Annotated in this window: 26 protein-coding genes; 21 read left to right on the forward strand and 5 right to left on the reverse strand. The window is 68.5% G+C overall.

The window, feature by feature from the left end; all coding sequences use genetic code 11:
* Positions 1-144 precede the first annotated feature (144 nt).
* Both N912_RS0136380 and lepB read right to left on the reverse strand, forming a co-directional pair.
* Complete coding sequence (locus tag N912_RS0136380; protein ID WP_028926296.1) at positions 145-1,062, reverse strand: BTAD domain-containing putative transcriptional regulator; 918 nt, start codon at positions 1,060-1,062, stop codon at positions 145-147.
* Between the two features lie 30 nt (positions 1,063-1,092).
* Complete coding sequence (gene lepB, locus N912_RS62705) at positions 1,093-1,536, reverse strand: signal peptidase I (protein WP_169748018.1); 444 nt, start codon at positions 1,534-1,536, stop codon at positions 1,093-1,095.
* Positions 1,537-1,726: 190 nt separating this feature from the next.
* Here lepB and N912_RS66050 point away from each other — a divergent pair, with 190 nt between their 5' ends.
* The 7 genes from N912_RS66050 (at position 1,727) to N912_RS0136420 (ending at position 8,603) form a co-directional block, all read left to right on the forward strand.
* Positions 1,727-2,017: a transposase family protein gene (locus N912_RS66050; protein ID WP_028926298.1), complete on the forward strand. Its 291-nt coding sequence runs from the start codon at positions 1,727-1,729 to the stop codon at positions 2,015-2,017.
* A gap of 397 nt (positions 2,018-2,414) precedes the next feature.
* Positions 2,415-2,750: a DNA-3-methyladenine glycosylase gene (locus N912_RS66830; protein WP_425415364.1), complete on the forward strand. Its 336-nt coding sequence runs from the start codon at positions 2,415-2,417 to the stop codon at positions 2,748-2,750.
* Positions 2,751-3,209: 459 nt separating this feature from the next.
* A complete protein-coding gene (locus N912_RS0136400; RefSeq protein ID WP_028926299.1) occupies positions 3,210-3,776 on the forward strand; it encodes a TlpA family protein disulfide reductase in 567 nt (188 codons plus the stop codon).
* A 699-nt stretch (positions 3,777-4,475) separates the two neighbouring features.
* Positions 4,476-6,341 (forward strand): ABC transporter ATP-binding protein, encoded by a 1,866-nt coding sequence (locus tag N912_RS66590; protein WP_051581297.1) that lies wholly within the window; start codon positions 4,476-4,478, stop codon positions 6,339-6,341.
* Between the two features lie 18 nt (positions 6,342-6,359).
* The gene (locus N912_RS0136410; RefSeq protein WP_028926300.1) at positions 6,360-6,902 is read left to right on the forward strand and encodes a MauE/DoxX family redox-associated membrane protein; all 543 of its coding nucleotides are present in this window, start codon (positions 6,360-6,362) and stop codon (positions 6,900-6,902) included.
* Positions 6,903-6,934: 32 nt separating this feature from the next.
* Positions 6,935-7,363: a S26 family signal peptidase gene (locus tag N912_RS61060; protein WP_169748019.1), complete on the forward strand. Its 429-nt coding sequence runs from the start codon at positions 6,935-6,937 to the stop codon at positions 7,361-7,363.
* Positions 7,364-7,379: 16 nt separating this feature from the next.
* Entirely contained in the window at positions 7,380-8,603 is a 1,224-nt protein-coding gene (locus N912_RS0136420; RefSeq protein WP_028926301.1) for an ABC transporter permease, read from the forward strand.
* Between the two features lie 8 nt (positions 8,604-8,611).
* Here the strand turns inward: N912_RS0136420 and N912_RS0136425 are convergent, their stop codons facing one another.
* A complete protein-coding gene (locus N912_RS0136425) occupies positions 8,612-11,521 on the reverse strand; it encodes an AfsR/SARP family transcriptional regulator (RefSeq protein ID WP_211261520.1) in 2,910 nt (969 codons plus the stop codon).
* 1,227 nt (positions 11,522-12,748) lie between these two features.
* Here N912_RS0136425 and N912_RS56905 point away from each other — a divergent pair.
* From N912_RS56905 to N912_RS0136440, 3 genes are all read left to right on the forward strand, one after another.
* On the forward strand, positions 12,749-13,297 hold the full coding sequence (locus N912_RS56905) for a thioredoxin domain-containing protein (protein WP_051581300.1): 549 nt from the start codon (positions 12,749-12,751) through the stop codon (positions 13,295-13,297).
* A gap of 652 nt (positions 13,298-13,949) precedes the next feature.
* A complete protein-coding gene (locus tag N912_RS0136435) occupies positions 13,950-14,360 on the forward strand; it encodes a hypothetical protein (RefSeq protein WP_156994260.1) in 411 nt (136 codons plus the stop codon).
* A 219-nt stretch (positions 14,361-14,579) separates the two neighbouring features.
* The gene (locus tag N912_RS0136440; protein WP_245645677.1) at positions 14,580-15,464 is read left to right on the forward strand and encodes a phosphotransferase family protein; all 885 of its coding nucleotides are present in this window, start codon (positions 14,580-14,582) and stop codon (positions 15,462-15,464) included.
* Here the strand turns inward: N912_RS0136440 and N912_RS66065 are convergent.
* Together N912_RS66065 and N912_RS61065 are read right to left on the reverse strand one after the other, a co-directional pair.
* Positions 15,430-16,836 (reverse strand): NsdA family TPR-like regulatory protein, encoded by a 1,407-nt coding sequence (locus N912_RS66065; RefSeq protein WP_028926305.1) that lies wholly within the window; start codon positions 16,834-16,836, stop codon positions 15,430-15,432. The two genes, N912_RS0136440 and N912_RS66065, sit on opposite strands and share 35 nt — an antisense overlap.
* A 130-nt stretch (positions 16,837-16,966) precedes the next feature.
* Positions 16,967-17,350 carry a GntR family transcriptional regulator gene (locus N912_RS61065; RefSeq protein WP_169748020.1) on the reverse strand — a complete coding sequence of 128 codons (384 nt, stop codon included), beginning with the start codon at positions 17,348-17,350 and terminating at the stop codon, positions 16,967-16,969.
* A gap of 124 nt (positions 17,351-17,474) precedes the next feature.
* Between N912_RS61065 and N912_RS0136455 the strand changes: the two genes are divergently transcribed.
* From N912_RS0136455 to N912_RS56925, 11 genes are all read left to right on the forward strand, one after another.
* Positions 17,475-17,720 carry a hypothetical protein gene (locus N912_RS0136455; RefSeq protein ID WP_028926306.1) on the forward strand — a complete coding sequence of 82 codons (246 nt, stop codon included), beginning with the start codon at positions 17,475-17,477 and terminating at the stop codon, positions 17,718-17,720.
* Positions 17,720-18,250: a hypothetical protein gene (locus N912_RS0136460; RefSeq protein ID WP_028926307.1), complete on the forward strand. Its 531-nt coding sequence runs from the start codon at positions 17,720-17,722 to the stop codon at positions 18,248-18,250. The genes N912_RS0136455 and N912_RS0136460 overlap by 1 nt, the downstream gene beginning before the upstream one ends.
* Entirely contained in the window at positions 18,247-18,564 is a 318-nt protein-coding gene (locus tag N912_RS64720; RefSeq protein WP_037068406.1) for a hypothetical protein, read from the forward strand. The genes N912_RS0136460 and N912_RS64720 overlap by 4 nt, the downstream gene beginning before the upstream one ends.
* Positions 18,561-19,019 carry an SsgA family sporulation/cell division regulator gene (locus tag N912_RS66070; protein ID WP_051581303.1) on the forward strand — a complete coding sequence of 153 codons (459 nt, stop codon included), beginning with the start codon at positions 18,561-18,563 and terminating at the stop codon, positions 19,017-19,019. The genes N912_RS64720 and N912_RS66070 overlap by 4 nt, the downstream gene beginning before the upstream one ends.
* Positions 19,016-19,510 carry a transcriptional regulator gene (locus N912_RS0136475; protein ID WP_245645679.1) on the forward strand — a complete coding sequence of 165 codons (495 nt, stop codon included), beginning with the start codon at positions 19,016-19,018 and terminating at the stop codon, positions 19,508-19,510. The genes N912_RS66070 and N912_RS0136475 overlap by 4 nt, the downstream gene beginning before the upstream one ends.
* Positions 19,507-19,785 carry a hypothetical protein gene (locus N912_RS0136480; RefSeq protein WP_028926309.1) on the forward strand — a complete coding sequence of 93 codons (279 nt, stop codon included), beginning with the start codon at positions 19,507-19,509 and terminating at the stop codon, positions 19,783-19,785. The genes N912_RS0136475 and N912_RS0136480 overlap by 4 nt, the downstream gene beginning before the upstream one ends.
* Positions 19,782-19,958 (forward strand): hypothetical protein, encoded by a 177-nt coding sequence (locus tag N912_RS64035; protein WP_156994263.1) that lies wholly within the window; start codon positions 19,782-19,784, stop codon positions 19,956-19,958. The genes N912_RS0136480 and N912_RS64035 overlap by 4 nt, the downstream gene beginning before the upstream one ends.
* Before the next feature lie 5 nt (positions 19,959-19,963).
* Complete coding sequence (locus N912_RS0136490; protein WP_037068579.1) at positions 19,964-20,980, forward strand: hypothetical protein; 1,017 nt, start codon at positions 19,964-19,966, stop codon at positions 20,978-20,980.
* Between the two features lie 196 nt (positions 20,981-21,176).
* Positions 21,177-21,353, forward strand: coding sequence for a hypothetical protein (locus N912_RS64040; protein WP_156994264.1), 177 nt, complete (start codon positions 21,177-21,179; stop codon positions 21,351-21,353).
* Positions 21,350-22,078: a DUF6197 family protein gene (locus N912_RS0136500; protein ID WP_028926311.1), complete on the forward strand. Its 729-nt coding sequence runs from the start codon at positions 21,350-21,352 to the stop codon at positions 22,076-22,078. Before N912_RS64040 ends, N912_RS0136500 begins: the two co-directional genes overlap by 4 nt.
* Positions 22,071-24,554 carry an FtsK/SpoIIIE domain-containing protein gene (locus tag N912_RS56925; RefSeq protein ID WP_156994265.1) on the forward strand — a complete coding sequence of 828 codons (2,484 nt, stop codon included), beginning with the start codon at positions 22,071-22,073 and terminating at the stop codon, positions 24,552-24,554. Before N912_RS0136500 ends, N912_RS56925 begins: the two co-directional genes overlap by 8 nt.
* The last annotated feature ends 229 nt before the right edge of the window (positions 24,555-24,783 follow it).

Here is a 24,783-nt window from a genome sequence, read left to right on the forward strand (position 1 = left end):
TTTAACGCCCGCGACGGGAGGAAACCTGGACGATTACTACACGGAAGCAGCGCCCCCAGAGGTAGTACGCGGCCGAGTCCCTGACTTGGGTCTCTGGTGCGATTCGAGGTCACGCCCGAGGCGTCGGACGGCACCGACGCGGCATTATTCGCGGACGATACGCAAGTGTGCTTCCCGCAGTTCAGGGCACGGCTGGATCCCCAGCTCGCTGGCCAGCCGCGCCCGGGTCCGTTCGAACACGTGCAGCGCCGCGGCGCGCTGCCCGGCGGCGGCCAACGCCCGCATCAGCTTTGCGTTGAGCCGCTCGTGCAGCGGTTCCTCGTAGGCGACGGTCCGCAACCGCTCGACCGCGGCGCTATCGTGGCCGAGATCGTGCATCACGTCCGCGTAGTCCAGCGCGACGGCCAGTCGCAGACCCGCCAACGCGAGCGCCGAGGGATGGCCGGTCATCGTCGCGGGCAGGTCGGCGAGCACGGGGCCACGCCAGCAGTCGAGCGCATCGGCGAGCAGGCAATGCGCGACCGAGCCGCTCACGCGGGCCCGATCGGCGATGGCGCGGAACCGGGCCGCGTCAAGTTGGTCGTCGCGGACCGACATCCGGTATCCGCCTCGGGTCGCCACGATGGTCGGTCCCCCCGTCACCGGGTTCTCGGCATCTCTCAGCACCCTGCGCAGGCGAGCGACGTAGGTGTGCACCAGGTTGATCGCGCTGTCCGGTGGGCTGTCGTCCCACAGCACGTCGACGATCTCGGCTTGCCCGACCGCCTGGTTCGCTCTGAGCGCCAGCAGGGCCAACAGGCACCTGACCTTCATCGACCCGATGGTGAACGGGTCGCCGTGACCGCTCAGCTCCAGAGGACCGAGCACTTTCACCTGGATCGTCCACCGCTCGGGCAGCCCGATCGCGTGCGACAACCGGCGCAGGGACTCACCGTGCGGCCGCCGCACATGCCCCAACTCGATGTTGCGGATCGCCCGCAGGCTCATCCCGGCCCGGTCGGCCACCTCGCGCTGCGACAACCCCAACAGCCGGCGCCTGCCTCTGACCAGCTCGCCGAACAAGTGCCCACCCCCCTGCGCGGTTGTCGGTGCTTACCGCGAAAGCTGACGCAGGACCACCCCCAGAAGCGCGCGGCCGTCGATGAATCCCGCTATACGTGAGTCGAAGCTTCGTCTCGAGTTGTCACCCCGAACGATCAAATGTCCATCGGGGACATGGGTGCGTTCGAGGCTGACGGCCGGTGGGACCGATTCGTGAGGTATCGGGTCGCCGGCGATCGCGATCGCGCGTTTCACCATCCACGGTGGATCTCCAGGTACGGCCATTCGTACCGCCGTGAGCGCGAAGACGATGAGATCCCCCCGCCGCACCGCATCGATGCCGGCTCGCCGCACGAGTACCAACTGCCCCTCGAGTAAGACAGGCTCCATGCTCGTGCCGGTTACCCGCACCACAACGAACCGCCGGCGCACACCGATGACCGCCACGACGATGGTAGCGACGACCGCGAAAGTGATGATTGCTGCTATGGCCACCGCTATGCTCCCGCGGTTGCGGGGCTTTCAAGCACTGACGGCCAGCACACACTCGATCCGCTGGTCCACGCTCGTCGTCTCCCCGCGTTCGTGATGTACACCCGACCAAGGGTCGTGGGCGGTATACTCAAAAAGTTCCCTTCCGGTTCTCCTGGGGCCGTTATTGATCTGGTCCGGCTCGGCCAATGGCATGGAGGACGGGTTTCCGAGATCCGGATTCGATACGGCGATCGAGGTCGCGAAGCGGAAGGCGTTCGTGATCCTCGCCGGCACCTTGCTTCGCATCGACCGGGTCGGCATGGCATCCGGGTGCAACCGGGCCTGCCACTCGGGCAAGCACAAGTGCCACGGGCTAAACATGCAGGTCACTGCCGACCCGATCGGCAGGTTAGCGTGGATCTCCGCGTCGCTGCCCGGCCCGCGTCACGACGTGGGCGCCGCCCGCAAGCACGAGATCATCGACGCGTTCACCATCTCATGAGATCCGGGCGGGTGGCTGATACTGCCTATCAGGGCGGCGGGCCGATGATCGCGGTGCCGCGGCGACGCCGGCGGCTCGACCCCGACACCAACCGCTAGCGGCGCCTGTCTCAGCACCAGCGCGACGCCAACACCGCCCACGCCCGTCGCCGCGGGCCGGGCGAGCGGGTCAACGCCGAGCTGAAGAAGCTGGCGGATCCTGCGCAAGATCCGCTCCAGCCCGAACACCGCCGACAAACTCATCGCCGCGGTTCAGATCCCCATGATCGCCAGCGCATGTTCAGGTTGGCAAAGGTTCACTATTGATCCTTTCGGCTGGACATCGCTGGCCGAGGTGCTCGGATAGATAAGCAGATCTTGACAACGACTAGATTAAGCAACCTGGACTTTCTTGGCACCTGTCGGTCTACTTCGTGCAAGGCGTGCACTTTTGCGTGAATGTGGTCTGTCTGACCGAGGGGGCCGGGGCAGTGCTGCTACGGGCTGGTGTGGTCAGCGACCTGGGCGTTTCCAGGTTTCGCCGTCCAACCGCGTGCGGGTGCCGAGCTCGCCTGGAGGCCGACGCCGCTGGCTTCGCTGGTCACGCCGGGTTGCGAGCGCAATGTCGCGGACTCGGCCGGTCTGGTTACCGCGACTCGATTGTGCGCGGTCCACCGATGATCCGAAGGTGCTCTGTGCTATTCCACGGCTCCGAAGAAGGCGAATCTGGCGTATTTCACGGACGAACAAGGTAGGATCATGTTGGGTCTGATTGAACGGTTGAGTGACCGCATATTATCGGTCGTCCTTCCTGGGGTCGACGCCATTGCATCGACGTCCGCCGCGCAAGGAGGACACATCCAGGTTTGCTGGTGTCGAGAATGTCCCCACCCCGCAAGAATGCAGCAGTGCTGCTTCTGCGACACGTGCGATGGTGAGGTGCATTGTCAACCCTGTAACTTCTGGTGCTGACGAATCACTGCCTCGTGGATCTTTGTTGAGTTTTGGCGTGAGCCGGCGGTTGCGGCGTATGCCGAAGAAGGCATTTCATCCTACCGGAGCTTACGGCCGGCGCTGGTTCGGTCCCGGGGGTGCATGTTTTTATGTTATCCCTGCTACCCCGGTTGCTGATGGATAACTGTTCATGAGGTTGGCTTGTCGGGGCGGTCGCCGTTGCGACAGGCCGTGACAACTCGCTGAGAGGGGCTGTCGGGATGGGGTTCGTTGTTTCAGCGTTGGTCGTTGTTTTCTTGTTGTGTGTCGTGGATCTTTTGTTGAGTTTTGGCGTGGTCCGGCGGTTACGGCGGCACACCGAAGAGCTCGCCAAGTTGACCTCGGCCTCCAGGGGGCATTCTGCCTTGCCCGAGCTTACGGTCGCCGTTGGTTCGGTTCCGGGGGAGTTTGCCGCTGTGGACACGGACGGCGTGCTGTTGTCGCGTGAGGATTTGCAGACCGGAGATGGCAGGACGGTGGCGGCTTTCTTGTCGCCGAGTTGCCCATCCTGTGCGGAGCGCTTGGCGGAATTCGTTCGGGAGATCCCGGACTTTCTGGTTGGCAAGGATCGGGCCGTCGCGGTAGTGGCCGCCGACGAGATCACGGACTCGGCCATGGTCACAGATCTGGAGTCTGTCGCCCGGGTGGTGGTCGAGCCCTGGAACGGGCCGGTGGCCACGGCGTTCGGGGTCAAGGGGGTGCCGGCGTTCTGCCTGCTCGACCCCGAGGGGGTGGTGATTGCCTCGGCGCCCCTGTTCAGCCGTGTGACCACGCCGGTGGCGGCATGACCGCAGCCAACATCTTACGGATCGAGTCAGGTTGGTTGACCTGTGGCTTCGCGGTTGGAAAGGAGGACGTGTCAGGTCTTCTGGCGCGACGCGGCGATGAATTAACGAAGTTATCGGCCAGCTATCAGCGGGCTATAAAGGAGAGATCATGTTGGGTCTGGTTGAACGGTTGAGTGACCGCGTGCTGTCGGTCGTCGTGCCCGGCGCCGACGCCGTCGCCTCGACGGCCGCGGATGACGTACACATCAATGTTTGCTGGTGCGATTATCAGTGCCCGATTTTCGTGCCGGAGAGGCAGTGTTGCTGCTACGATGGTTGCGAAAAGGTGCACTGTCAGCCGTGTGATCGTCGCTGCTAGCCGCGGCGGCCTCTCTTGCCACTCGCTCGTGAGTGACTGTTCATGATGTCGGCTTGTCGGGTCGGTCAGGTCGGCCGGCCCGACAAGCCGTGGCAAAGCGCCGCGAGGGGCGGAGACCTCATCGAGAGGGTTAGCGAGCTGAGGTTTTCTGTTTCCGCATTGGTGTAGGAGGGCATGTCGATTTCGCTGATGGGTCATTGTTCATGATGTCGTCTTGTCGGGGCGGTGTCATCGCCCCGACAAGGCCGTGACACCTCACCGAGAGGGGCAGATGGAATGGGGTTTGTCGCTTCCGCGTTGGTGGTCCATGCGTTTGGGCGTCTGACCGCGACGGCCACGGCATGACAGCGGCCGAGGCGGCGGCGAGGGTATCGACGCGCGAGTCGATCGCGCGGATGGCCGCCGCGGTGGAGTTGGGCTGGCGGGCGTGTCCGTTGGTTCTGCTCGGCCAGGTTGCGGTGGCGGTGGTGGGTGCCGTGGTGCCGGTGGCGGTGGCGTGGTTGACCAAGGTGGCGCTGGACGGGGTGGTGGCGGGCGCGGGCTGGGGTTGGCTGCTGGGCGTGGCGGCCGGACTGGCGGCCGCTGGTGTGGTGACCGCGGTGGTGCCTCAGGTAGATCGGTTCTTTGGCCAGGAGATGTCCCGTGCGATCGGCTTGTTGGGCATGGACCGGCTGTATCGGGCGGTGGATCGGTTCGTGGGGCTGGGCCGGTTCGAGGACCCGGAGTTTCATGATCGGTTGCGGCTTGCCCGCAGCTCTGGCCAGTCCGGTCCCAGTGATGTGTTGCAGGCTGGGATCGGGGTCTGCCGGGGTGTGCTCACGGGCGTCGGTTTCGTGGGCTCGCTGTTGGTGGTGAGCCCGGCGATGACCGTGGCCGTGCTGTTGTGCGCGGTTCCGGCGGTGTGGGCGGAGCGGGCGGTGACGCGGCGGCGCGCCTCGATGATGTGGGAGATCAGCCCGGGGATGCGCCGGGAGCTGTTCTATTCGGTGTTGCTGGGCGAGGTGCGGGCGGCCAAAGAGGTGCGGCTGTTCGGCATCGGGGAGTTCCTGCGGCGGCGGATGCTGGCCGAGCGTGGCGCGGCCAACCTCGCCCAGCGGCGGATCGACCTGCGTGACCTGTGGACGCAGGGTGCGCTGACGTTGCTGCTCGCGGTGGTGGCCGGGGCGGGCTTGGTCTGGGCGGTGGCGGCGGCCCGCGACGGGCGGCTGTCGGTGGGTGACGTGGCGATGTTCGTGGCCGCCGTGGCCGGCGCGCAGGGTGCGGTGTCGCAGGTGGTGTCGAGCTACGCGCTCGCCCGCCAGGCGATGTTGATGTTCGAGCATTTCCTCGCGGTGCTGCGGGTGGGGCCGGAGCTGCCGCTGGCCGCCGCGCCGACTCCGACCCCCGCGTTGCGGGGCGGGATCGAGTTCGACGATGTGTGGTTCCGCTACGCCCCGGAGCATCCGTGGGTGCTGCGCGGGGTCAGCCTGAGGATTCCGCATGGCGAGGCGGTCGCCCTGGCCGGGGTCAACGGCGCGGGCAAGACCACGATCGTCAAGCTGCTGTGCCGGTTCTACGACCCCACGCGGGGGGCGATCCGGTGGGACGGGGTGGACCTGCGCGACATGGCGCCCGACGAGCTGCGCGCCCGCATGGGGGCGGTGTTCCAGGACTTCATGGAGTACGACCTGACCGCGGCCGAGAACGTCGGTATCGGGGACGTGAGCGCCATCGACGACCGGCCGCGACTGCACCAGGCGGCTCGGCTCGCCGGCGTGCACGAGACCCTGTCCGACCTGCCCCGGGGTTACGACACGCTGCTGAGCAGGATGTTCGCCGGCGCAACGGGGAATGGGCAGGGTGATTCCGAGGTCGGGGTCAACCTGTCGACGGGGCAGTGGCAACGGGTGGCGTTGGCACGGGCGGTGTTCAAGGACGGCCCCGACCTGCTCATTCTCGACGAACCCAGCTCCGGGCTGGACGCGGAGGCCGAGCACCAGGTCCACACCATGCTGCGCTCGCTGCGCGCCGGGCGCACCAGCCTGCTGATCTCGCACCGGCTCGGCGCCGTTCGAGACGCCGACCGCATCGTCGTCGTGGCCGACGGCCGGATCGCCGAGGAAGGCGCCCATGCCGAGCTCATGGCACGGGGCGGTCGCTATGCCCGGATGTTCACCCTGCAGGCCGAGGGCTATCGGGACGAGGTGGCGGATGTCGCGCCGGGATGAGAACAAAGGGGAGTAGCCGTGGGTTATGTCGTCGTTTCCTGTCGGGCGTTGCTGGCGCTGGTGTTTCTGGCGGCGGTGGTGAGCAAGGTCCGGAGTAGGGCCGCGTTCGCGGAGTTCGCCGAGCCGCTGCGGAGGCTGCGGCTGGTGTCGGGGAGCTGGGTGCGGCCGGTCGCGGTCGCGGTCGTCGTGGCCGAGGCCGCGGTGCCGGTGGTGCTAGCCGTCCCGGCGACGGTGACCGCCGGGTTCGTGCTGGCCGGGGCCGTGTTGGTGGTCTTCATGGCGGCGATCACGGTTAGCATGCGGCGCGGCACGGCGGTGCCATGCCCCTGCTTCGGATCGGCCGCGGCGACGCCGCTGGGTGCTCGGCACGTCGTCCGCAACGCGCTGCTGCTCGCGGTGGCCGTGGCGGGTGGAGCCGGCTCGCTGACCGGCGACCCGGGCGCCGTCCAACCCGCCGGCGTGTTGATCTGCCTCTCGGCAGCGGCGGTGCTCGCGCTGATGGTCGTGCGGTTCGACGACCTGGTCGAGCTGTACAGCACCACATCCACCGCCCAGCACTGACGGTGGGGACCTTGATGAGAATAGGCGCCTTGGTGGGCTTCACCGTGCTCGTGCTGGCCGGCGTCGGACTGGCGATGGCCGCATACCTCGCCCGCTACACCTTTCTCGTGGTCACCGTTCGCGGGATCAGCATGGAACCGACCCTCCACGACGGCGACCGCATACTGGTGCGGCGAAAATCGGCGGCAAGCATCCGCCGAGGCGAAATCGCTGTCGTCATGGCCGGCATCGATCCGCCCGGCCACCTCGGATACGCGGTGAAACGCGTCGCGGCGTTACCCGGTGAAATCGTGCCACCGGCCGGATTCGACTCGGCGACGGGAATCGAGCCGGGCGCCACGGTGCCGGCCCAGAGCGTCGTGCTCATAGGCGACAACCGCGATCACAGCCACGACTCGCGCCAGCGCGGCTTCTATCACGCCACCACCATTCTCGGCACCATGGTTCGGAAGATGCCGTGACGAAACCCTACGTTCCGTGAGCCTGGGTGAGGCGGTGGCGTCCGCGCTGCGCAGCCTGCGCAGCAACCGACTGCGCTCGACGCTCACCACCGTCGGCATCGTCATCGGCACCGCTGCGGTGATCGCCCTGGTGGCCCTGGGCAACGGGATGAAGGCCGGCTTCGACGAGCAGTTCAGCCGGCTGGCCAACCAGATCACCATCAGCAAGCTGTCCCGCGACGAGCCCGGTGAGGCCAAGCCGAAGGAGCTGACCGACTCCGACGTCGAGGCGCTGCGGGACCCCCACCGGACCCCGCACGTCGCCTCGGTCACCCCGATGATCATCGGCAGCGCCACGCTCACCGTCGACCAGCAACACAGCTCGGCGGCCGTGATCGGCACCACCGTCGACTACCCCCGCGCGACGAACCGAGCGGTGGCCGTGGGCACCTGGTTCGACCGGGCTCAGCAGCAGGGCAACGCCAAGCTGGCGGTGCTAGGCCAGAACACCGTCGCCGCTCTGTGGGGACCTGACACCGACCTCGGCCGGGCGCTCGGGGCGAACATCCGGGTCGGCCGCATACCGTTCAAGGTGATCGGCGTGGCCGCCCGCGACGGCCAGCAGGACGACGCCATCCTCATGCCGCTCGGCACCGCGCGGGCGTTCCTGTTCGGCGCCGAAAAGCCGATCGGCCAGGTCATCGTCACCGCCACCGAGGCCGCCACCGTGCCCGCCGCCACCGAGGAACTGACCGCGGTGCTCGATGACCGGCACCGCACCAAGGACCCGACCAAGCGCGACTTCCGCATACAAACCATGCAGCAGATGCTCCGCCAGTACGGCCAGTCCCTGACCTCGCTGACCATCTTCGTCGCCGCGCTGGCCGCGATCTCGCTCATCGTGGGCGGCATCGGAGTCGCCAACATCATGCTGGTCGTGGTCACCGAAAGAACCCGCGAAATCGGCATCCGCAAAGCCGTCGGCGCCCCGCGAGGGTCCATTCTCCGACAGTTCCTCATCGAAGCGATCACGTTGACCGGGCTCGGCGGCCTGGCCGGCGTGACCCTCGGACTGGCTTTCTCCTATGCCGGTCGGTTCGTGCTGCCGATGGTCGCCCCTGACTTCCCGCCGCCGCTGCCCACCGCGGTGCCGCCACTCACCGCATTCGGAGTCAGCTTGATCATCGGTCTCACCGCCGGCCTCTACCCGGCCAACCGCGCCGCCCGACTGCACCCCATCCAGGCCCTCCGCTTCGAATAGTCGACCGCTCAGTCCGTTCGCCGTAAGCAGGAACGGGCGAGGGCCGCGGCCGAGGCCGCGGAAAGTTGCGAGCCTCGCGCCGCGGCGGCGTCGAAACGGACGGCGCCGAGGCTCGCGGCCAGTCGGGCCGTGCGCTCGGCGCTCAAGGACGGGGGCCTGCGGGCCGCGACGAGGTAGTAGTACAGGGCCGCGGCTTCGCTCTCGGCGCCCAACCGGATGAGCAACCGGATGATGTAGCGCAGACACAACCAGAGTTGCGTCCGGTCCCCGACTAGGTCGCAGTGATCCAGAACGTCGAGCAGCATCCGGGCGGCGACCGCCGGATCGCCGTGCACCGCACGGATGGACCCGGCCTCCATGAGCGCGGACCCCTGCCAGAAGAAGTTCCTGACCGACGCGGCCAGCGCCGCGGCCTCATCGAGCTGCAGCAGGGCCCGGTCGGGGTCGGACCTCTTGAGCACCAGGCCGAGCGCGTAGCGGGCCATCGACAGGGCGGTCGGGTTTCCTGTCGACATGGCGACCTCGACCGACTCCATCGCGCACGCCAGGCCAAGCTCTGGGACATGGCGAGCCGCCTGGCAGACGGCCGACCTGTGCAGCGTGTCAGCCAAGCGGATGGGGTCGTTGACCCGGCGGGCCAGGGCGACCTGGGACGAATAGTGGTCCAAGGCCGTGTCGACGTCGTCCTCGTAGAGCGCGACGTCCGCGGCCACGTCGGCCGGATAGGCAAAGCGAGCGGTCCCTCGACCGGGGACGCGCCCACCCGCGCGCGCGGCTAGCTTCCGAGCGCGCGCCGAGTCCCCGACCCCCCACGCGTCGCGGGCCGCGGCACCCAGGGCCGCGACGTAGAGCGGATGGTCCTCGTGGGCCAGCGAGAGCGCCTGCTCGGCCCACGCGAATGCCTCCCAGCCCAGCCGGGCCTGAACCAGCTCGGGCAGCGATGTCACCAGCCGCATCGCCAGATCGGCGTTCCGGTCGGCGATCGCCCGATGGAACGCCATTCGCAGGTTGTCCGCGTCCGGAAGAACGCGGTCGATCCACATCCGCTCATCCGGGCACTGCACACCCCGTGCGGCCCGCTCCGCCACGGCCACGAAATGCTCGGCATGCCGCCGTGCGAGCGATCCATCCGAGGACAGGCGGTCTCGTCCGTAGGCGCGCAACGTCTCCAGGAGGCGGTAGCGCGTGCCGCCCAGGCCCCTCTCCGCCACCACCATCGACTTGGCCACCAACGCGGCGAGCAGGTCTAGGGTGTCGGCCTCGGTCCGCTCCGGCTCGGCGCACACGGCGTGCACCGCGGCCAGGTCCGCGCTGCCCGCGAAGACCGAGAGCCGGTCGAAGAGCCGCTGCTCTGGCTCGCAGAGCAGGCGATAGGACCAGTCGATCGCGGTCGTGAGGCTCTGGTGGCGCGGCTCGGCCATGCGGGACCTGGACGCGAGCAGACGCTTGTCGGTGAGCCGATCGGCCACCTCCGCCGCGGTCATCACCGGTATCCGGGCGGCGGCCAGCTCGATCGCGAGCGGCAGGCCGTCGAGGCGCCGACAGATCTGCGCGACGTGGGCCTTGATCTCACGGTCGGGATGAAAGCTCGGACAGACGGCCCGCGCCCGCCGCACGAAAAGCGCTGTCGCGTCCTCCGAGGCCAGCGGCGGTACCGGCCAGACTCGCTCGCCCTGCACTCCCAACGCCTCGCGACTCGTGGCGAGCACGACGACCTTTGGACAGCGCGAGACGACGTTCGCGAGCAACCGCGACGCCTCGTCCAGTACGTGCTCGCAGTTGTCCATGACCAGCAGCAGCTTGCGGGGACTCAGATACTCGATCAGGGACTGTTCGATCGTCAGGCCGTGGCGCTGCTCCACGTGGAGCGCCACGGCCACGGCGCGGCCGACGGAACCGCCGTCGGGGACCGGCGCGAGCTCGCACACCCACACGCCGTCCGGAAAGTGGGGCTGGTCCTGCTGGGCCACCTCGAGCGCGAGCCGGGACTTGCCGACACCGCCGACGCCGGTGAGCGTCACCAACGGGGCCTCGCGCATGGCCGTGATCACTCGCTTGATCTCCACACGCCGACCGACCAGGACGCCGGCGGTGCGGAGCAGGCCGCTGGGGAGCGTGGGGCCCGGCCATGCCGCTGCGGACGGGTCCGCCCACGTCCGCTGCCGTTCGCCCTGGTCCGGATCCGCGGTGCGGTCATCGAGGAGCCGCGGCCGTCCCTTGTCGGCTCGTTGTGGAGTGTCGGCATCGTCGGTGAGGACGCGCGACTGCATGGCCCGCAGGTCCCGACCTGGACCGATGCCCAGCTCGTCGACCAGCTTGCGATGGATCTCCGTGTAGAGGTCCAGGGCCTCCGCGGTGCGCCCACTTCGGTGCAGTGCCAACATGAGCTGCGCGGTGAACCGTTCACGGAAGGGATGCTCCGCGCAGGCCAGGCGCAGTTCGGCCACGATCTTGTCGTGCTGACCGGCGGCCAGCTCGGCTTCGAACAGCTCCTCCAGCGCGACTATGCGGTGTTCGTCCAGGCCACGCCGTTCCTGCGCGGCAAGCTCGAGGGTCACCCCACCGAGCGCGGGTCCGCTCCACAGGGCGACCGCGGCACGCAGCCGTGCGGCCGCGGCCTGAGCACGGCCGGCCCGTAGGTCGATCCGCCCCCTGGCCACCGCCTCGGTGAAGATCTGCAGGTCGAGCTGGCCAGGAGCGACATTCATCTGGTAGCCGCCACCAGCGCGGAGAATCACCCCATGGCCGAGCAGCGCCCGCAGCTCCGAGATATAGACACGCAGCCGTCCCTTGACACTCTGGGGCGGTTGTTCCCCCCACACGAGAGCGAATAGCCGCTCCTCGGTCACCACCCGGTTCGGATGCAGCAGAAGGACCGCAAGAACCGACAGCAGCTTCGGCGCACCGACCGACAACACGCCACCCTCGCCGGAAGCGGTAACCGGGCCGAGCAGCCGATAGATCGGGCGAGGCGATTCGGCTATATGATGTATTGATATAGCAGTCACCTTTCCCCTGTCCCCCACAAGAGAATAGGACGGTTGACAAGCAGCACTTGTCACGCGTCAGCGCGGGTGGTGGAGCGGAGGGGCACGTTCGAGGGCCGCAGGGCGGTCGGGGCCGTGCCGTGCCAGCGGGGTCGCCGCTGGGGTGGGCATGCTGGCGCCCTCGGCGAGGTTCCGACTGCATCCGCCCGGTGGGGTGTTGGTCTCGGCTGGGTTGAGACGTTGATCATGGCTTCGGCGGCGTGAGCGATGTCATCGAGACCACCGGACAACAATGCGACGACGCCGCGATCTCAATCAACACGCCGATCCGACCGGTCGGCGGCGCTGGTGGCTGCTCGCGCGATGTCACACCCACCGTGGAGGAGTACCAGCGTCAGGAAACCGCCAACACAGGGGATAAAGATCTACCCGGAGTGCTAGACAGGGCGCATGACCCCGAAAGAGGGCAAATACCTTCTGGTCTAGCCCTGTATCTTCCGCGAATAGTGCCGCATTGGGATCATACGACGCCTCAGGCGCGATCCGAGTCGCACCGAAAGTCCAGGTCAGCGACTCGAATGCAGGCCACCCGGAGGCATTGATTCCTCGTGGCTGTCGTCCAGGTCCGCTCCAGTGAAGGAAGCTAGACTGACGTAGTACCTACCGATCAGGAAAGAGGAAGCTGATGGTTGCAATTCTTCACAAGTTTGCGGACCGGATGTTGGCCGGGCTGGTGCCGAACACGGTCGCGAGCGCATCCGTGTGCACCCCTGAATGGTGGTGTTCGACCGTTGTTTGTACTATAACCGGCTGGACGTTCTTCCGCTACCGCGTGGATCGTAATTGCAACCTCATTGACAAGCAGTGTAATTGCCCTTTGACGTAATTGCCCTCCGGCGTCGGCGGGACGCTGATGGTGGGCTTCGGCGTCCCGGCGATAAGCAAGCTGCGCGCCGCGTCGCGCAGCGGGTCTTCGCGGTGTCGTTCGCTCGCCCACGATCCGCCCTGTCGGACTCGTCGCGACACTCCCGCCGGTACAACACAACGCCCGGCGCGCGCGGCGGTTCTTCTCGTCATGGTCGGCGCCGTCCTGCCCCGGCTGGACGACGTCGGCGGGCCTCTTCGCCCTCCTCACGAACGGTTCAAGAAGGAGCTGACATGGCCGTCCTCGTCGCCGCGGTGATCGTCGTAGGGGTCGTCGGACTGCTCAACCTCGTGCTCACCGTCGGCGTGATCCGCAGGCTCCGCGAGCACAACGACATCCTCACCGACCAGGTCGCCGGCGCCAGCCCGCCCATCATGATCGACACGGGCACGGCGGCCGAGGAGTTCGTCGCCACCACGATCGACGGCACCCCCGTGACGCGGGACTCGCTCGCCGACACGACGCTTTTCGCGGCGATGTCCACCACCTGCACGACATGCCTGGACAAGCTGCCCACGTTCATCGACCGCGCCGCCGCCCATCCCGGCGGGCGCCAACGGGTGCTAGCCGTCGTCGTCGCGGGTCCCGACGACAGCAGCACCGCGCCCTTCCTCGAACGCCTGCCGGCCGTCGCGATGGTCGTCATGGAACCGGCGGGCGGAGCGATCGGCACCGCGTTCGACATCCGGGGTTACCCCGCGTTCGCGCTGGTCGGCACGGGTGGCGTGGTGCACGCTCGCAGCCTCGACCCGGCGAAGCTGCCGCGACCGGCGACGGTGTGAACCCACCCGGCGGTGCATTTCGCTCAGCGCTGCCGAGGGCACGATCGCATGGCGGGCGGCTCTGGTGCAGACGCCTGACTGGGTTCGTCCTGGTCAGGGGCATCGTTTGTGCTGGTCCAAGGTGCGAGCGAGGGGCGCCCTCGGCAGGATTCGAACCTGCGACACCCGCTTTAGGAGAGAAAGCCTCACACGCGCGCCGCCAAGCCTCTGACCAGCACAGATGGCCGCCCGGCGTGCCGCTCCGCGTGGACTCAGGCCCAAATGGGGCCACAACGCCCGGCTGGAGCGGGCACACCGGGACAACCACCGAGCGGCTGAACCAGCGAGGGGGGCATTTGAGCCGGCCGGACGCCACGGCCGGTGCCTGGCCTACCTCCACCCCTCGGCGCGGTTCCGCCAAGCGCTCTACAGCCATCTCAGAGCGTCCTGAGCGCCTGCCTACGAGCCCAGCGCCTCGTGGCCGCGTTCTCGGCCCGTTCCGGCCCATCGAGTCTGGCTATCTGTCAGGCTTGCGGCCATGTCGTTGTGGACGGAGTGGACCGCGGCGCGAGCCTGGGCGATGGCACTCACCTCGTGGCACAAGCGAATGCATCCCTCGCGGTGGCCCGAAGATCCCGCAGACCTGGAGCGGCAGAGAGGTCTGGTCGAGCTGGTGCTCGCCTACGCGATCCAAGCGGCCGGCAGGATCAACCGCCGCGAACCCCCGACCTCACCCTCATCCCGCGACTACGAGAGGGTCAGGCTGGTGCTGCTCCGCGCGCTGCTCACCCCCGACACGTTGCACGCGGTGATACTGCACCACGACACCACGTTGGGGCCGATCGGCGACCAGCCTGGCCACGACTTCCTCGGCCCGGTCCTGCGGATCAGCGAGCAACCCGAGCGATGGCGCGAGTTGGCCGACCGCGCGGCCGGCGTGATCGTCGACCACCACCGCGACAGCGCCACAGGCGACCTTTTCGACCCGATGCTCGAAATCGGCGACCGCCATATCCCCATGATCGAGCTATACAAGGCCCGTGTAGTCGGCTCGTCGAGCAACGAGCGAGGCGACGCCCGTTGACGCACTGACCGGGACATCCGGGCCGGCGCGCGCCGTGCGTTGGCCCCCTCTGGCTAGTGCCACACGAGCCAGGTGCCAGGGGCCGGATGGGCTGATTCCGACCGCTCTGCCCTGGTTGCAGGCGAACCAGCACGCTGCGGCTGCCGCCCGCCTGCTCGAAAGTCGGTAGCGTCGGATGCCACAACGATGCAGCCACGCCCACTGGAAGGACCGACGCCGGTGAGCTTCACCGAAGCCACTGCGACAGCCGCCCTCGCCGCCGCATGCCGCGCGGTTGGTCTCGATACGGCTGACGCCTCACTAATCCGCATCGGCTCCAACGCGGTTTTCAGATTACGCGCGCCGGTAATCGTCCGAATTGCTCGGGACAGCGGCGCAATGGGCGAAGCGCGGCGACAGATCGCGGTTGCACGCTGGCTGGAGAACTTAGACTATCCGGCGACACGCGCTCTGCCAATCGACCAACCACTGAATATTGATGGACATGCGGCAACGTTCTGGGAATCAGCATCAGAGAAAGTGGAGTACGCACCGATCGGCGACGTAGCGAGCCTGATTTGCCGCCTTCACCGGCTCCCCGCCCCCACGACGTTCACGTTGCCCACCTACCAGCCATTTAAGTCGCTTAATGAACGCCTCTCCGCGCTGACGGCGGGAGACCCGGAAGACACCGAGTTCCTCCGGACCCACGCCGCCCGGCTCCGCGCAGAGTACGACAATCTGAAATTCAAATTGGCGGCCGGCCCGATCCACGGTGATGCCAATGTTGGGAATGTCATCCTTAGTCGAGAAGGGCGGCCGGTCCTGATCGATCTCGACAGCTTCGCCCATGGGCCGCGCGAGTGGGACCTAGTGCAAACTGCGCTGTTCTATGAACGATTTGGCTGGCACACAGAGGAAGAGTACCGGACGTTCGCGGAGATCTACGGGTTCGACATCATGCAGTGGCCTGGCTACCCGGTGCTAGCTGGCTACAGAGAACTCTCGATGACGCTGTGGTTGGCCGGCAAAGCCGAGCAGGATGTAGCGGCCGCCGCCGAGGTGCACAAGCGGGTCGAAGCGATCCGGACTAACGGCGACCGACGCGACTGGACTCCTTTCTAGCATCGTCCGGCAACCAGAGGCGAGCCGATGACACCTGGTCGCGGAAGCTACGTACCGACGGCGTGAGCCCTACCATGTCGAGGCGTTCACGGAATTCAGTCACGTATGCAGCGCACCGCGCCGACTTGAGTCCTTCACCGATCTGTACGGCCTTGAGCGCAGTTTGGCAGGCCTGTTCAACCTCACCCTGAGCTAGGTAGGAATCGGCCAGCACCATCGTCACGAAGAAGTCGCTGCGGACGTACTCACCGTTCGCGCCAAGCGCCTGCGAGGCGTACGTAGTGGCATCGATGGCCCGACCCAGGTCCCGGTTGCAGTGCCCCAACTCGGCCGCCAGTTCAGCCTCATCAAAGTAGCCGAACCAATCCGCCGGGTCGTCGTCCGGCCTGCAATGCTCGAACTGCCGGACCGCCGCCGCCATGGCTTGGTCACACCCTGCTGCGTCACCAGCGCGAGCAAGCGCCCGGGCCTCCATCGCGTAGAAATGCGCGGCCGATCGGGCCGAACCCACGGACGCAGTTCCCATCCGAGCAGCCCGAGCGAGATTGGCCGCTTCCCGGTGATTGCCGACGAAGTTGGCCTGATGGCTCATTGCGTCCAGTACCCCCGCCGCGAGCAATCGGTCTCCGGTTGCCTCGGCGAGCTTGAGAGCTTGGATGAAGTACCGCTGAGCGATGCCATGCAGCCCAGCGTCGTAGGACATCCACGCGGCGAGCAGGGTGGACTGCGCAGCCACCCTGAACAATTCCCGGCCAGTGTCCTCGGAGTACGTCCCGCGCAGTAGAACTGCGAGGTGAGTACGCAAGAACTCGACCAACGCGCGGCGCGCGTGACCGCCGCCGTGCCGGCCGTCGAGTTGGTCGAACATGTGCGTAGTGCTCCGGATGCCCTCGATATCCACGGCACCGACACGGGCGCCTCCCCTGCGACCGGCGGCGACCTTCTCCGTCGCATTGACCAGCCACGACAGCGACGCCTCATTCCAGGCGGCCACGTTCGCCGGCACCGCTAACAAGGCCTGGACGTTGTCAAGGTCGGCCTGCCACAGCCGGGTGACCACGCCGATGCTCGCACCGACGTTGCCCGGGTAGCTCAGCCCAAGATCGGCCGCCGTTCGCTCCGGCACGCCGAACCCACACTCATCGAGTCCAACTCGCCGGCCGAGACGCTCGCCAACGGCGGTGGCGATCGCACGTTGCACCCCGATCTCGCGGGGAACCATCCCGCCAAGCCACCGGCCGACGTAGGTGTGAGTGAGGGTGCGCCCCGCATGGGCACTCACCGCACGAGCGATCGCCTTCCGGCCAGAACCGTCTGACCTCAGCAAACCCGCCTCACGGAAGAGGGCGGCCAGTCGCTCGTTGCCCGCCATGACTCAGCCTGGGTGCGCCCAAGTGTGCATCTGTGCCCCCTTCTGTGCCCTGCCCAGCACGCCCGACCTCCGCGATGGTGAACCCATGACCGAAACCGAGCGGAGCGAGCGGGGAACCGGACTCCCGCCTCTAGTCCTCCCGAGTTCGACTGGCCACCTCAGCGAGACGCTCTTCCAGCCTCGCCAGGTCAGTACCAACTCGTTGGACGGTAGCGCGCAGGTCGGCAACTTCGTTCGAGATCGCCATAACTTCCCGCCCCACATCGACATCGTCGGACCGACCTCGGACCTGCGCGCCAGAGTTGGGACGGATAGTTACCAGACCGGCATCTCGCAGCGCTCGCACGGCTGCCAGCGCGGTGTTGACCGCGACGCCGTACTCAGCGGCCAGTTGCCGGTAGGGAGGCAAGGCGTCCCCGGCGGCGAACTCCCCCGCCTCGATCCGCGCTTGTAGCTGATCGGCGACCCGCCGGCTAGCAGGGCGCTTGTCCTCGTCCGCTCGGTCGTCATCCATGCGCATCAGCGTACCGAGATGTCTTGAGACAGGCCTTGACGTGTCTCAAGCGAGAATCTAGTGTCTTGCGACATCTGAATGTCTTAAGACATAGAGATCACCCGAACACACATGGAGGTTGTCAGTGGCTGGGAAGCCGAGCGAGCCCGGTGGGCATGTCCCGGACGGGCTGGACAGGGTGGCGATCGATGCGTTGATCGCCGAGGTGTTTGACGGGCTGGGTGACTGCCCGGGGCCGACGTCTGCGCTGTTGGACGGTTCGGCGGCGGAGCGTCGTCGGCGGCGGATGACGCGTCGGGCGTTGGCCGTCGTGGCGCGGTCGTTGCCGGCTGGTCGTCGGGTCGTCTCGGTTGAGGCGGGGGTGGCCTGATGACGCTGGCGTATGACCCGCGCCGTGAACGCGAACGGGCAGGTAAGGACTGGCGGGGCGCGGCGGTGACGTCGGCGCCCGGCTCGATGGTTGAGGTTGTCCAACGGCTCCATGAGGGGTTCGCCCGGGTTCGCGCGCAGGCCAGTGTGTGTGCATACCTGGTTGTGGTCCCGGAGGTGTCGGGCGGGTTCACCGGTGGGTTCACCGCGCTGCATGTCCCGACGGGCCTCGTGCTGAAGCCGGCCGCGTTGTTGGGCCTGACCCCGGATGAGGTCGACACGGCGATCTGCGCCGTGGCCGGTCTGGACTGGTCCCGGGCCGACCGGGACTTCTACAACGCCGAGGACTCCGAGCACCGCAGGGCGTGGCATGAGGCAGTGCTCGATGTGGTCCGGCCCGGTGGTTCCTCCGCCAAGACGTCCCACCGGGCCGGGTCTCCCAACCACCAGAACGACAGCAAGGAGAACCCGCCCATCGTAGGGCGTCTGGCCGGTGTCGGCGGGGATGGCTGGGCGGGGGGTGCCCGGTGAGCAACGGCGTGGTTGTGCTGGTTGTCGCGGTGACGGCGTTGGCCGGCTGGGTGTTGTGGTGGGCGTTTCGGGCGGTGTGGTCCGAGCTGCGCCGCATGGCCGGTATCGCCCTGGCCGCTGTGGTGTCGGCGGCGTTGATTACCGCCGTGCAGTGGGCGGTGGTGTCGCGCATGAGCGACCCGATCGTGGTGGGTCTGGTGCTGGGGCTGCCGGCGCTGTTGGCCGGAGCCAGCGTCGGGCGGGTGCTGGAGTCCACCACCTGGATCCGCATCTCCGGCGGTGGCCGGCACGGTCGGCGGGGGGTGCGCCGATGAGCCCCCGCATCGTGATCGAAACCGAATTGCCGATCACGCTGGTTACCAGTGACGGGGACAGCGAGTACGACCTGGTGTGGCTGTCCTGGTCCGGCGCGGACCCGTGGGCGGTGACGCTGGAGATCCCGACTGAGACCGGCTCGGTGACGTGGCTGTTCGATCGGGAGCTGCTGTGGTCTGGGCTCAACGCTCCGGCCGGTCGGGGGGACGTGCTGATCGCCCCGGCCACCGAAGTCACGGCCGTAACCGAGGCTGACGGTCTCGGGCTGGCTGACGAGGTTGTCGTGCGGATATGCAGCCCGGCTGGTTGCGCGCACCTGTTCTTCGACCGGGGCGAGTTGTGGGAGTTCCTGCAGGTGACCAAGCCCCATTTCTCGGCCGCCCGCGACCAGGCGCGCGCCGGGCTCGACGGCGAGATCGCCGACCTGATCGACCAGTACGGAGGTGTGCTGTGAACACGGTCGTCACCAGTGTCCCGCTGGCACGGGCGGTGTGTTTCGCCGTGCTGCTGCCCACCCTGCTGGTCGCACACAACGTCGCCGACCACTGGGTCCAAACCCACGACCAGGCCGTCAGCAAGGGCCTGCCCGGCGGGACCGGGCGGCTGGCCTGCGCCCTGCACGTCACCGGCTACACGATCGTCACGACGCTGGCGGTCTGGCTGGTGTGGGGGCTGTTCGACCTGCCCCTGAACCCGGTCGGCGCGGTCGCCGGCCAGCTCGTCTCCGCCGTCACGCACTACTGGGCCGACCGGCGCACCACCCTGGCGTGGCTGGCCCGCAAAGCCGGCAAGGGCACGTTCTACCGCCTCGGCGCACCCCGCGACGGCCGCGACGACAACCCCTCGCTGGGGACCGGCGCCTATGCCCTGGACCAGTCCTGGCACTGGGCGTGGCTGTTCGCCGCCGCGCTGATCACCGCGCTCACCGCAGGAGGTACGGCATGACCGCGCGCTACCGCAAGCTGCGGATTCACCTGCTCGGTCTGCTGCACGTGTGCCTGGCCGCCGCGATCGCGCTGGCCGCGCCCGCGCTGCTCGGGCGCGCCGGGGGCGGCATCGCCGCCGTGGTCTACGTGGCCGCCGTCCCGATCGCCTACGTGCTCTACGTGCTCTACCGGCGCCGCCACGGCGCCCGCACCAACCACAACCCCGATCACAACCCTGATCACAACCCTGATCACAAGGCAGTCCAGAACCGCGAGGAGAACGACTCGAAATGAGCATCAAGGACTACATCAACGGGCTGCGTGAGGCCAACGCCGAGGTCAAGCGCGCCGACGCGCACCTGATGAACGCCGGCAACCGCGAGGAGTTCGAGCAGCGCAACGCCGAGGCCGACGAGGCGGTCGAGCGCCGCCGTGACGCCATCGTCGGGCACCGGAGGAACCGGTGAGCACGATGACGAACCGCACTCCGCGCGCCGGTTCGGACCGGTTGGCGCGCCTCGCCCAGCGGGCGGAGGAGGCGGCGGCGATCCGGGCGCACCAGACCCACCCGGATGTGATCGCGCTGGCTGTGGAGCGGGTCCGGTCGCAGGTGGACGCGCTGTTGTGGGTGGCGATCGTCGCGGGCTTGGGGTTCACGATGGTCAACGTTCAGCAGTTCGCCGCCCAGGACGCCACGAACGAGCTGGCGTGGTGGACCGCGTGGCTGCTCGACCCGATGGTGTCGCTGGCGCTGTTGGCGGTGCTCCGGGCCGAGCAGGTCACCGCCCGCTACCAGGTGGACCTGCACTGGTGGGCGCACACGACGAAGTGGCTGACGTTCGCCGCGACCTACACGATGAACACCTGGCAGTCCTGGGCGCACGGCTCGGCGGCCGGGGTGGTGCTGCACTCGGTGCCGCCCGTGCTGGTGTTCGCCGCCGCCGAGACCGGCCCCGGGCTGCGTGACCGGCTCACCGAAGCCGTGCGCGCCGCGCTGGCCGAAGCAATCGCACCCACCGCGACCACCGCCGTGCAACCCGATACGCCGGACGTGGCGGGCGAGAACGTGCGCCTGTCCGGGCCGCCCCGTGGCGAGGTTGCTGGCGCGCCGGGGCCATCGCCGGACTCCGACCTGACCCCTTCACTGCGGCCGGAAGCCGGCGAGCCAGGGTCCGTCGTGGTGCGGGCGCCGCGGCGCCCGGCGGGCAAGGCGGGCAAGGCGGGCAAGGCGGGCAAGGCGGGGCGGCGTGGCAAGCGCCGCAACCGGGCGCCGGTCCCGCGCCGGCTCAAGGCCGACATCCTCGCCGAGGCCCGCGCCCACCTCGACCAGCTCGCCTCCGGCGAGGCGCCGAGCGCCAAGTGGGTCCGCGACGTGACCCGCTGCGGCCACACCCTCAGCTCGGAGCTGGCCGCGACCCTGCGCGCCGAGCAAACCACCACCACGCCCACCACCACGACCACGCCGATCCGGCGCGCCGACGCGGCGTGACCAGCACGAACACAACCCGAGAACACAGGAGATCGAGATCCATGTTTGGCAACAACAAGAAGCCCGAGACCTTCCCCGACAGGTGCCCGTGCGGCTCGCGCGCTGTGGCTGACGGCCTGTGCGTTGACTGCCTCGATGTTCCGAACCCGACGTGCGGGGGCTGCGGCTACCGGCACAAGGAGGGGAGGTGCCCGCGATGACGTCGTTCAACGGCTGGGACCTCGCGACGTTCACTGCGGCCGGCTTCGCCATGGGCAACGCGGCCACGCGGGCGTACGACGCGGCTATGGAGCGCCACGACAGGAAGAAGGCCGCCAAGGCCGGCGAGGACGCGCAGCGCACCGACAGCGAGAAGAAGGGCAAGCGGCGATGAACACCATCGTGACCGACAACCCCGCCGAGCAGCCGTCGCTGCGCTCGCGGGTCGCTTCGGCGGCGTTCGTGCTGACCGGGGTTCCGCTTGTGCGGGCCGTGGTCGGGCGGGCGCGGGCTCGCCGGGAGCGCGCTGACGCCGAGCTGGACCGGTGGGTCGCGTCAGTGCTGGAGGCAGACCGGCGGTATCGGGAGGCCACCCACGACTACGAGGCCGGGCTGGACGAGATCTACGCCCGCGCGGGGCGTGCCCGGCCCGCCCCTGACGTCGTCGCGGCGTCGGTGCTGGCTCGCGCCGCCGGCCTGATCGAGTCCGACGGCTGGCTGAAGGGCAAGTACTGGCCCGGAGGCGATGCGCACGGACCGTACGCGGCTGGCGCGCCGTGCTGCGCGGTGGGTGGGCTCGCCGTCGCGGCCGGGGTGCACGACCCCAAGGCGGTTATGCCCGCCATGGTTGACCGCCCGGCGCTGGTTGAGGCGGTGCGTGCCCTGTACCGCGTGATCGCGAGCGACCCCGATCCGGCCGACGACGACGCGCCGTACGAGTTGACGCGGGCGGTGGAGTGGTGGAACGACCACGACGGCCGCGAGGCCGTCGAGGTGGTCGCCGCGCTGCGCCGCGCCGCCGACATGTTGACCCCCGGTTTTGGTGGTTCCTCCGCCAAGACGTCCCACCAGGCCGGGTCGCCCAACCACCAGAACGGCAGCAAGGAGTCCGATGTCTGAGCAACCAGAGCGGGAGTGGGTGCCGCTGGCCGGGGCCGGGGAGCGCCTGGTCGACCCGTTCGCGAACCCCGCCGACCCCCCGGCCGCGGACGACCCGCCGCGGCCGGCCGTGGCCGGCCGCGAGGACACCCCGGTCGATGGCCCGGTGGACGGCCGCGGGGCGGGGGGTCGGGTTATCGACTTCCCACCCCGCCCGGACCACGAACCCGACCATGACGTCGACGATGACCCGGACCTCGGCGACGACCTCGGCGAGGCTGTCGGGGACGGCGGCGCGGGTGGTGTGTCGGGTGAGTTGGTGGGTCCGGTGTTGGAAGGGGAGTTGCTTACCGACGCGGAGAACGCCGAGTTGGACCGGCGGCTGTCCTCCGGGGCGCTGGTGCGCCGCGCCGGGGTCGCGACCCGGGATCGGACGGTGTGGGCTGCGGGTCATGTGCGTACGGCGGTCACCCACCCGCACACGAAAACCGCGTCCAAGCTGGTCGGGCGCAACCTGTGGTACCCGATCGCCGGGGCCGGGGTGGTCATCCGGCGGTGGCGGGATGCGCACGGCGCGAACCGCTACGAGCGGATGATGCGCAAGGCCGAGATCGCTGGGGACCAGGAGGCGTTGTTGGAGTGGGAGGCCCGCGACGTGGCGGAGAAACAGCGCCGCCATGGCCGGGTGATGGACTGGGTCGCCGCCCCGCTGCAACTGGTCGTCGCGATCGGGGTCGCGGTGCTCGCCGCGGCGGGTCTGCTGGTCGGGCTGGGCATCATCCTGGCCATCGCCAACAAGGACGTTGGCATGGTGTTGGCCCCGATCAGCGCGGTGATCGGGGCGATCGCGTTCGTGTTCTGGTTCGCCTCGGTCTACGGCGCCACCGTGCTGCTCGCCGGCACCGCCGGGTTCGTGGCCTACCTGTGGCACACCGGGCGCACCCGCACCGACGCGCCGGGCTGGATGGCCCCCCTCGGCGACGACGCGGGGGAGCGGGACGTGGTCCCGGACGAGCGGGCGATCGTCTCCGCGCTGCGCAACCTCAACCTGGGGCCGTTGAACAAGAAGTTCAAGGAGGGCTGGCAGCCCCGGTGGGTGCAGGCGCCCGCCTATGACGGCAAGGGCTGGCACGCGCAGTTGTTGCTGCCCGAGGCGGTCAACGTGGACATGATCGTGGACCGCAAACCCCTGCTGGCGCACAACCTGCTGCGCCTGCCCGTGGAGGTGTGGCCCACCGAGCCCCGCGACAAGCCCGGCGTGCTGGACCTGCTGGTGCTCGACCAGGGCTCGATGACCAAACCGGTCGAACCGTGGCCGCTGCTCACCGAGGGCACCGCGGACTACTTCAAGGGCGTGCCGGTCGGGGTCGACCCGCGCGGGCGCACGGTGGTCGGGCGGCTGTTCGGGGCGAACTGGGGCAACGCCGGCACCATGGGCTCGGGTAAGTCGACCCTGATCATCACCATGCTGTTGGGTGCGATCCTGGACCCGCTGGTCGACGTCGACGTGTACTGCATGGCGCAGAACGCCGACTACGACCCCCTACGACCCCGGCTGCGGACCCTGTTCAAGTCCGACGACCCCGACGAGGTCCCGAAGGTGCTGGTCGCGCTCAAACAGCTCATGGCCGAGCTGTCCGAACGCGGGCGCATCCTGTCCGCGGCCGGCGAGCCCAAGCTCACCCGCGAACTGGCCGCGGCCGACCCGCGGATGCGCCCGCGGGTGGTCGTCATCGACGAATGCCAGGAGCTGTTCGTCTCCGCCGTGGGCGCCGAGGCGGCCGAGCTGGTGGAGAAGATGATCGCCAAGGCCCGCAAGTACGGGGTGACCATGGTGTTCGCCACCCCCGTGCCGTCGGCGGACAGCCTGCCCCGCAAGGTCGCCAAGGTGCTGTCCAACAAGGCGTGTTTCGCCATCGGTGACCACCAGGGCAACGACGCCATCCTGGGCACCGGCAAGCACAAGGCCGGCATCAGCGCGGTCAACCTGCGCCCGATGACCAAGGACCCCGAAACCGGCGAGGTCGACCCCGGCGACGTCGGCACCGCGATGACCGTCGGGTTCATGCCCCAGGACAGCCTGATGCGCTGCTACCGGGTCATCAAGGAGAAGAACGTCGACCAAGTCACCCCCGTGGTCAAGCGCGCCATGGACCAGCTCGACGGGGTCCAGACCGCCACCGCGCCCGACCCCGACGACGACACAGCCGCGCCGGACCTGCTGGTCGACGTCGCCGAGGTCATGCGCCGCGAAGGCGAAGAGCTGATGGCCCCGGAGAAGCTCATCCACGGGCTGGTCACCCTCAACCCCGGCGCCTACACCGGCGCCACCCCCGCGCAGCTGCGCGACCAGCTACCCGAGACGGCCAAGCCCTACAAAACCCGCGGCCTGATCCGGATCTCAGCGCGGCGCATCGCCGAAGCCATCGCCGAACGCGACCCCGACGACGACGGGGCCGCCGGGGACACCCACGTCGACGGCGACCACGCAGAGTGACCGTCAGGTGGGGGAGGCGGTGAGGGAGGACCCGGGGATCGAGGGAGCCGCTCCCTCGCCCCTCCCTCCCCGCCCCTCCCTCACCTGACCAGCCCGAACCGCCCCGAGGGAGGCGAGGGAGCCGCCCCTCGCTGACCAGCCAAAACACCCCAGAACACGGGATCGAGCCACCACCCGGCGGCTCCCTCCCTTCCCCTCGCACACCCACAGACCGTCACACACAGTAACT

Origin of the sequence: Actinospineispora acaciae DSM 45401, assembly GCF_000620785.1 — a bacterium.
Taxonomy (GTDB): domain Bacteria; phylum Actinomycetota; class Actinomycetes; order Mycobacteriales; family Pseudonocardiaceae; genus Pseudonocardia; species Pseudonocardia acaciae.

Coding starts and splice junctions, on each gene's coding strand:
- N912_RS66050 (WP_028926298.1), top strand. CDS start 1,727: ATGGAGGACGGGTTTCCGAGATCCGGATTCGATACGGCGATCGAGGTC.
- N912_RS0136400 (WP_028926299.1), top strand. CDS start 3,210: ATGGGGTTCGTTGTTTCAGCGTTGGTCGTTGTTTTCTTGTTGTGTGTC.
- N912_RS66590 (WP_051581297.1), top strand. CDS start 4,476: ATGACAGCGGCCGAGGCGGCGGCGAGGGTATCGACGCGCGAGTCGATC.
- N912_RS56905 (WP_051581300.1), top strand. CDS start 12,749: ATGGCCGTCCTCGTCGCCGCGGTGATCGTCGTAGGGGTCGTCGGACTG.
- N912_RS66065 (WP_028926305.1), bottom strand. CDS start 16,836: ATGGCGGGCAACGAGCGACTGGCCGCCCTCTTCCGTGAGGCGGGTTTG.
- N912_RS61065 (WP_169748020.1), bottom strand. CDS start 17,350: ATGGATGACGACCGAGCGGACGAGGACAAGCGCCCTGCTAGCCGGCGG.
- N912_RS0136460 (WP_028926307.1), top strand. CDS start 17,720: ATGACGCTGGCGTATGACCCGCGCCGTGAACGCGAACGGGCAGGTAAG.
- N912_RS66070 (WP_051581303.1), top strand. CDS start 18,561: ATGAGCCCCCGCATCGTGATCGAAACCGAATTGCCGATCACGCTGGTT.
- N912_RS0136480 (WP_028926309.1), top strand. CDS start 19,507: ATGACCGCGCGCTACCGCAAGCTGCGGATTCACCTGCTCGGTCTGCTG.
- N912_RS64035 (WP_156994263.1), top strand. CDS start 19,782: ATGAGCATCAAGGACTACATCAACGGGCTGCGTGAGGCCAACGCCGAG.
- N912_RS0136490 (WP_037068579.1), top strand. CDS start 19,964: ATGACGAACCGCACTCCGCGCGCCGGTTCGGACCGGTTGGCGCGCCTC.
- N912_RS64040 (WP_156994264.1), top strand. CDS start 21,177: ATGACGTCGTTCAACGGCTGGGACCTCGCGACGTTCACTGCGGCCGGC.
- N912_RS0136500 (WP_028926311.1), top strand. CDS start 21,350: ATGAACACCATCGTGACCGACAACCCCGCCGAGCAGCCGTCGCTGCGC.
- N912_RS56925 (WP_156994265.1), top strand. CDS start 22,071: ATGTCTGAGCAACCAGAGCGGGAGTGGGTGCCGCTGGCCGGGGCCGGG.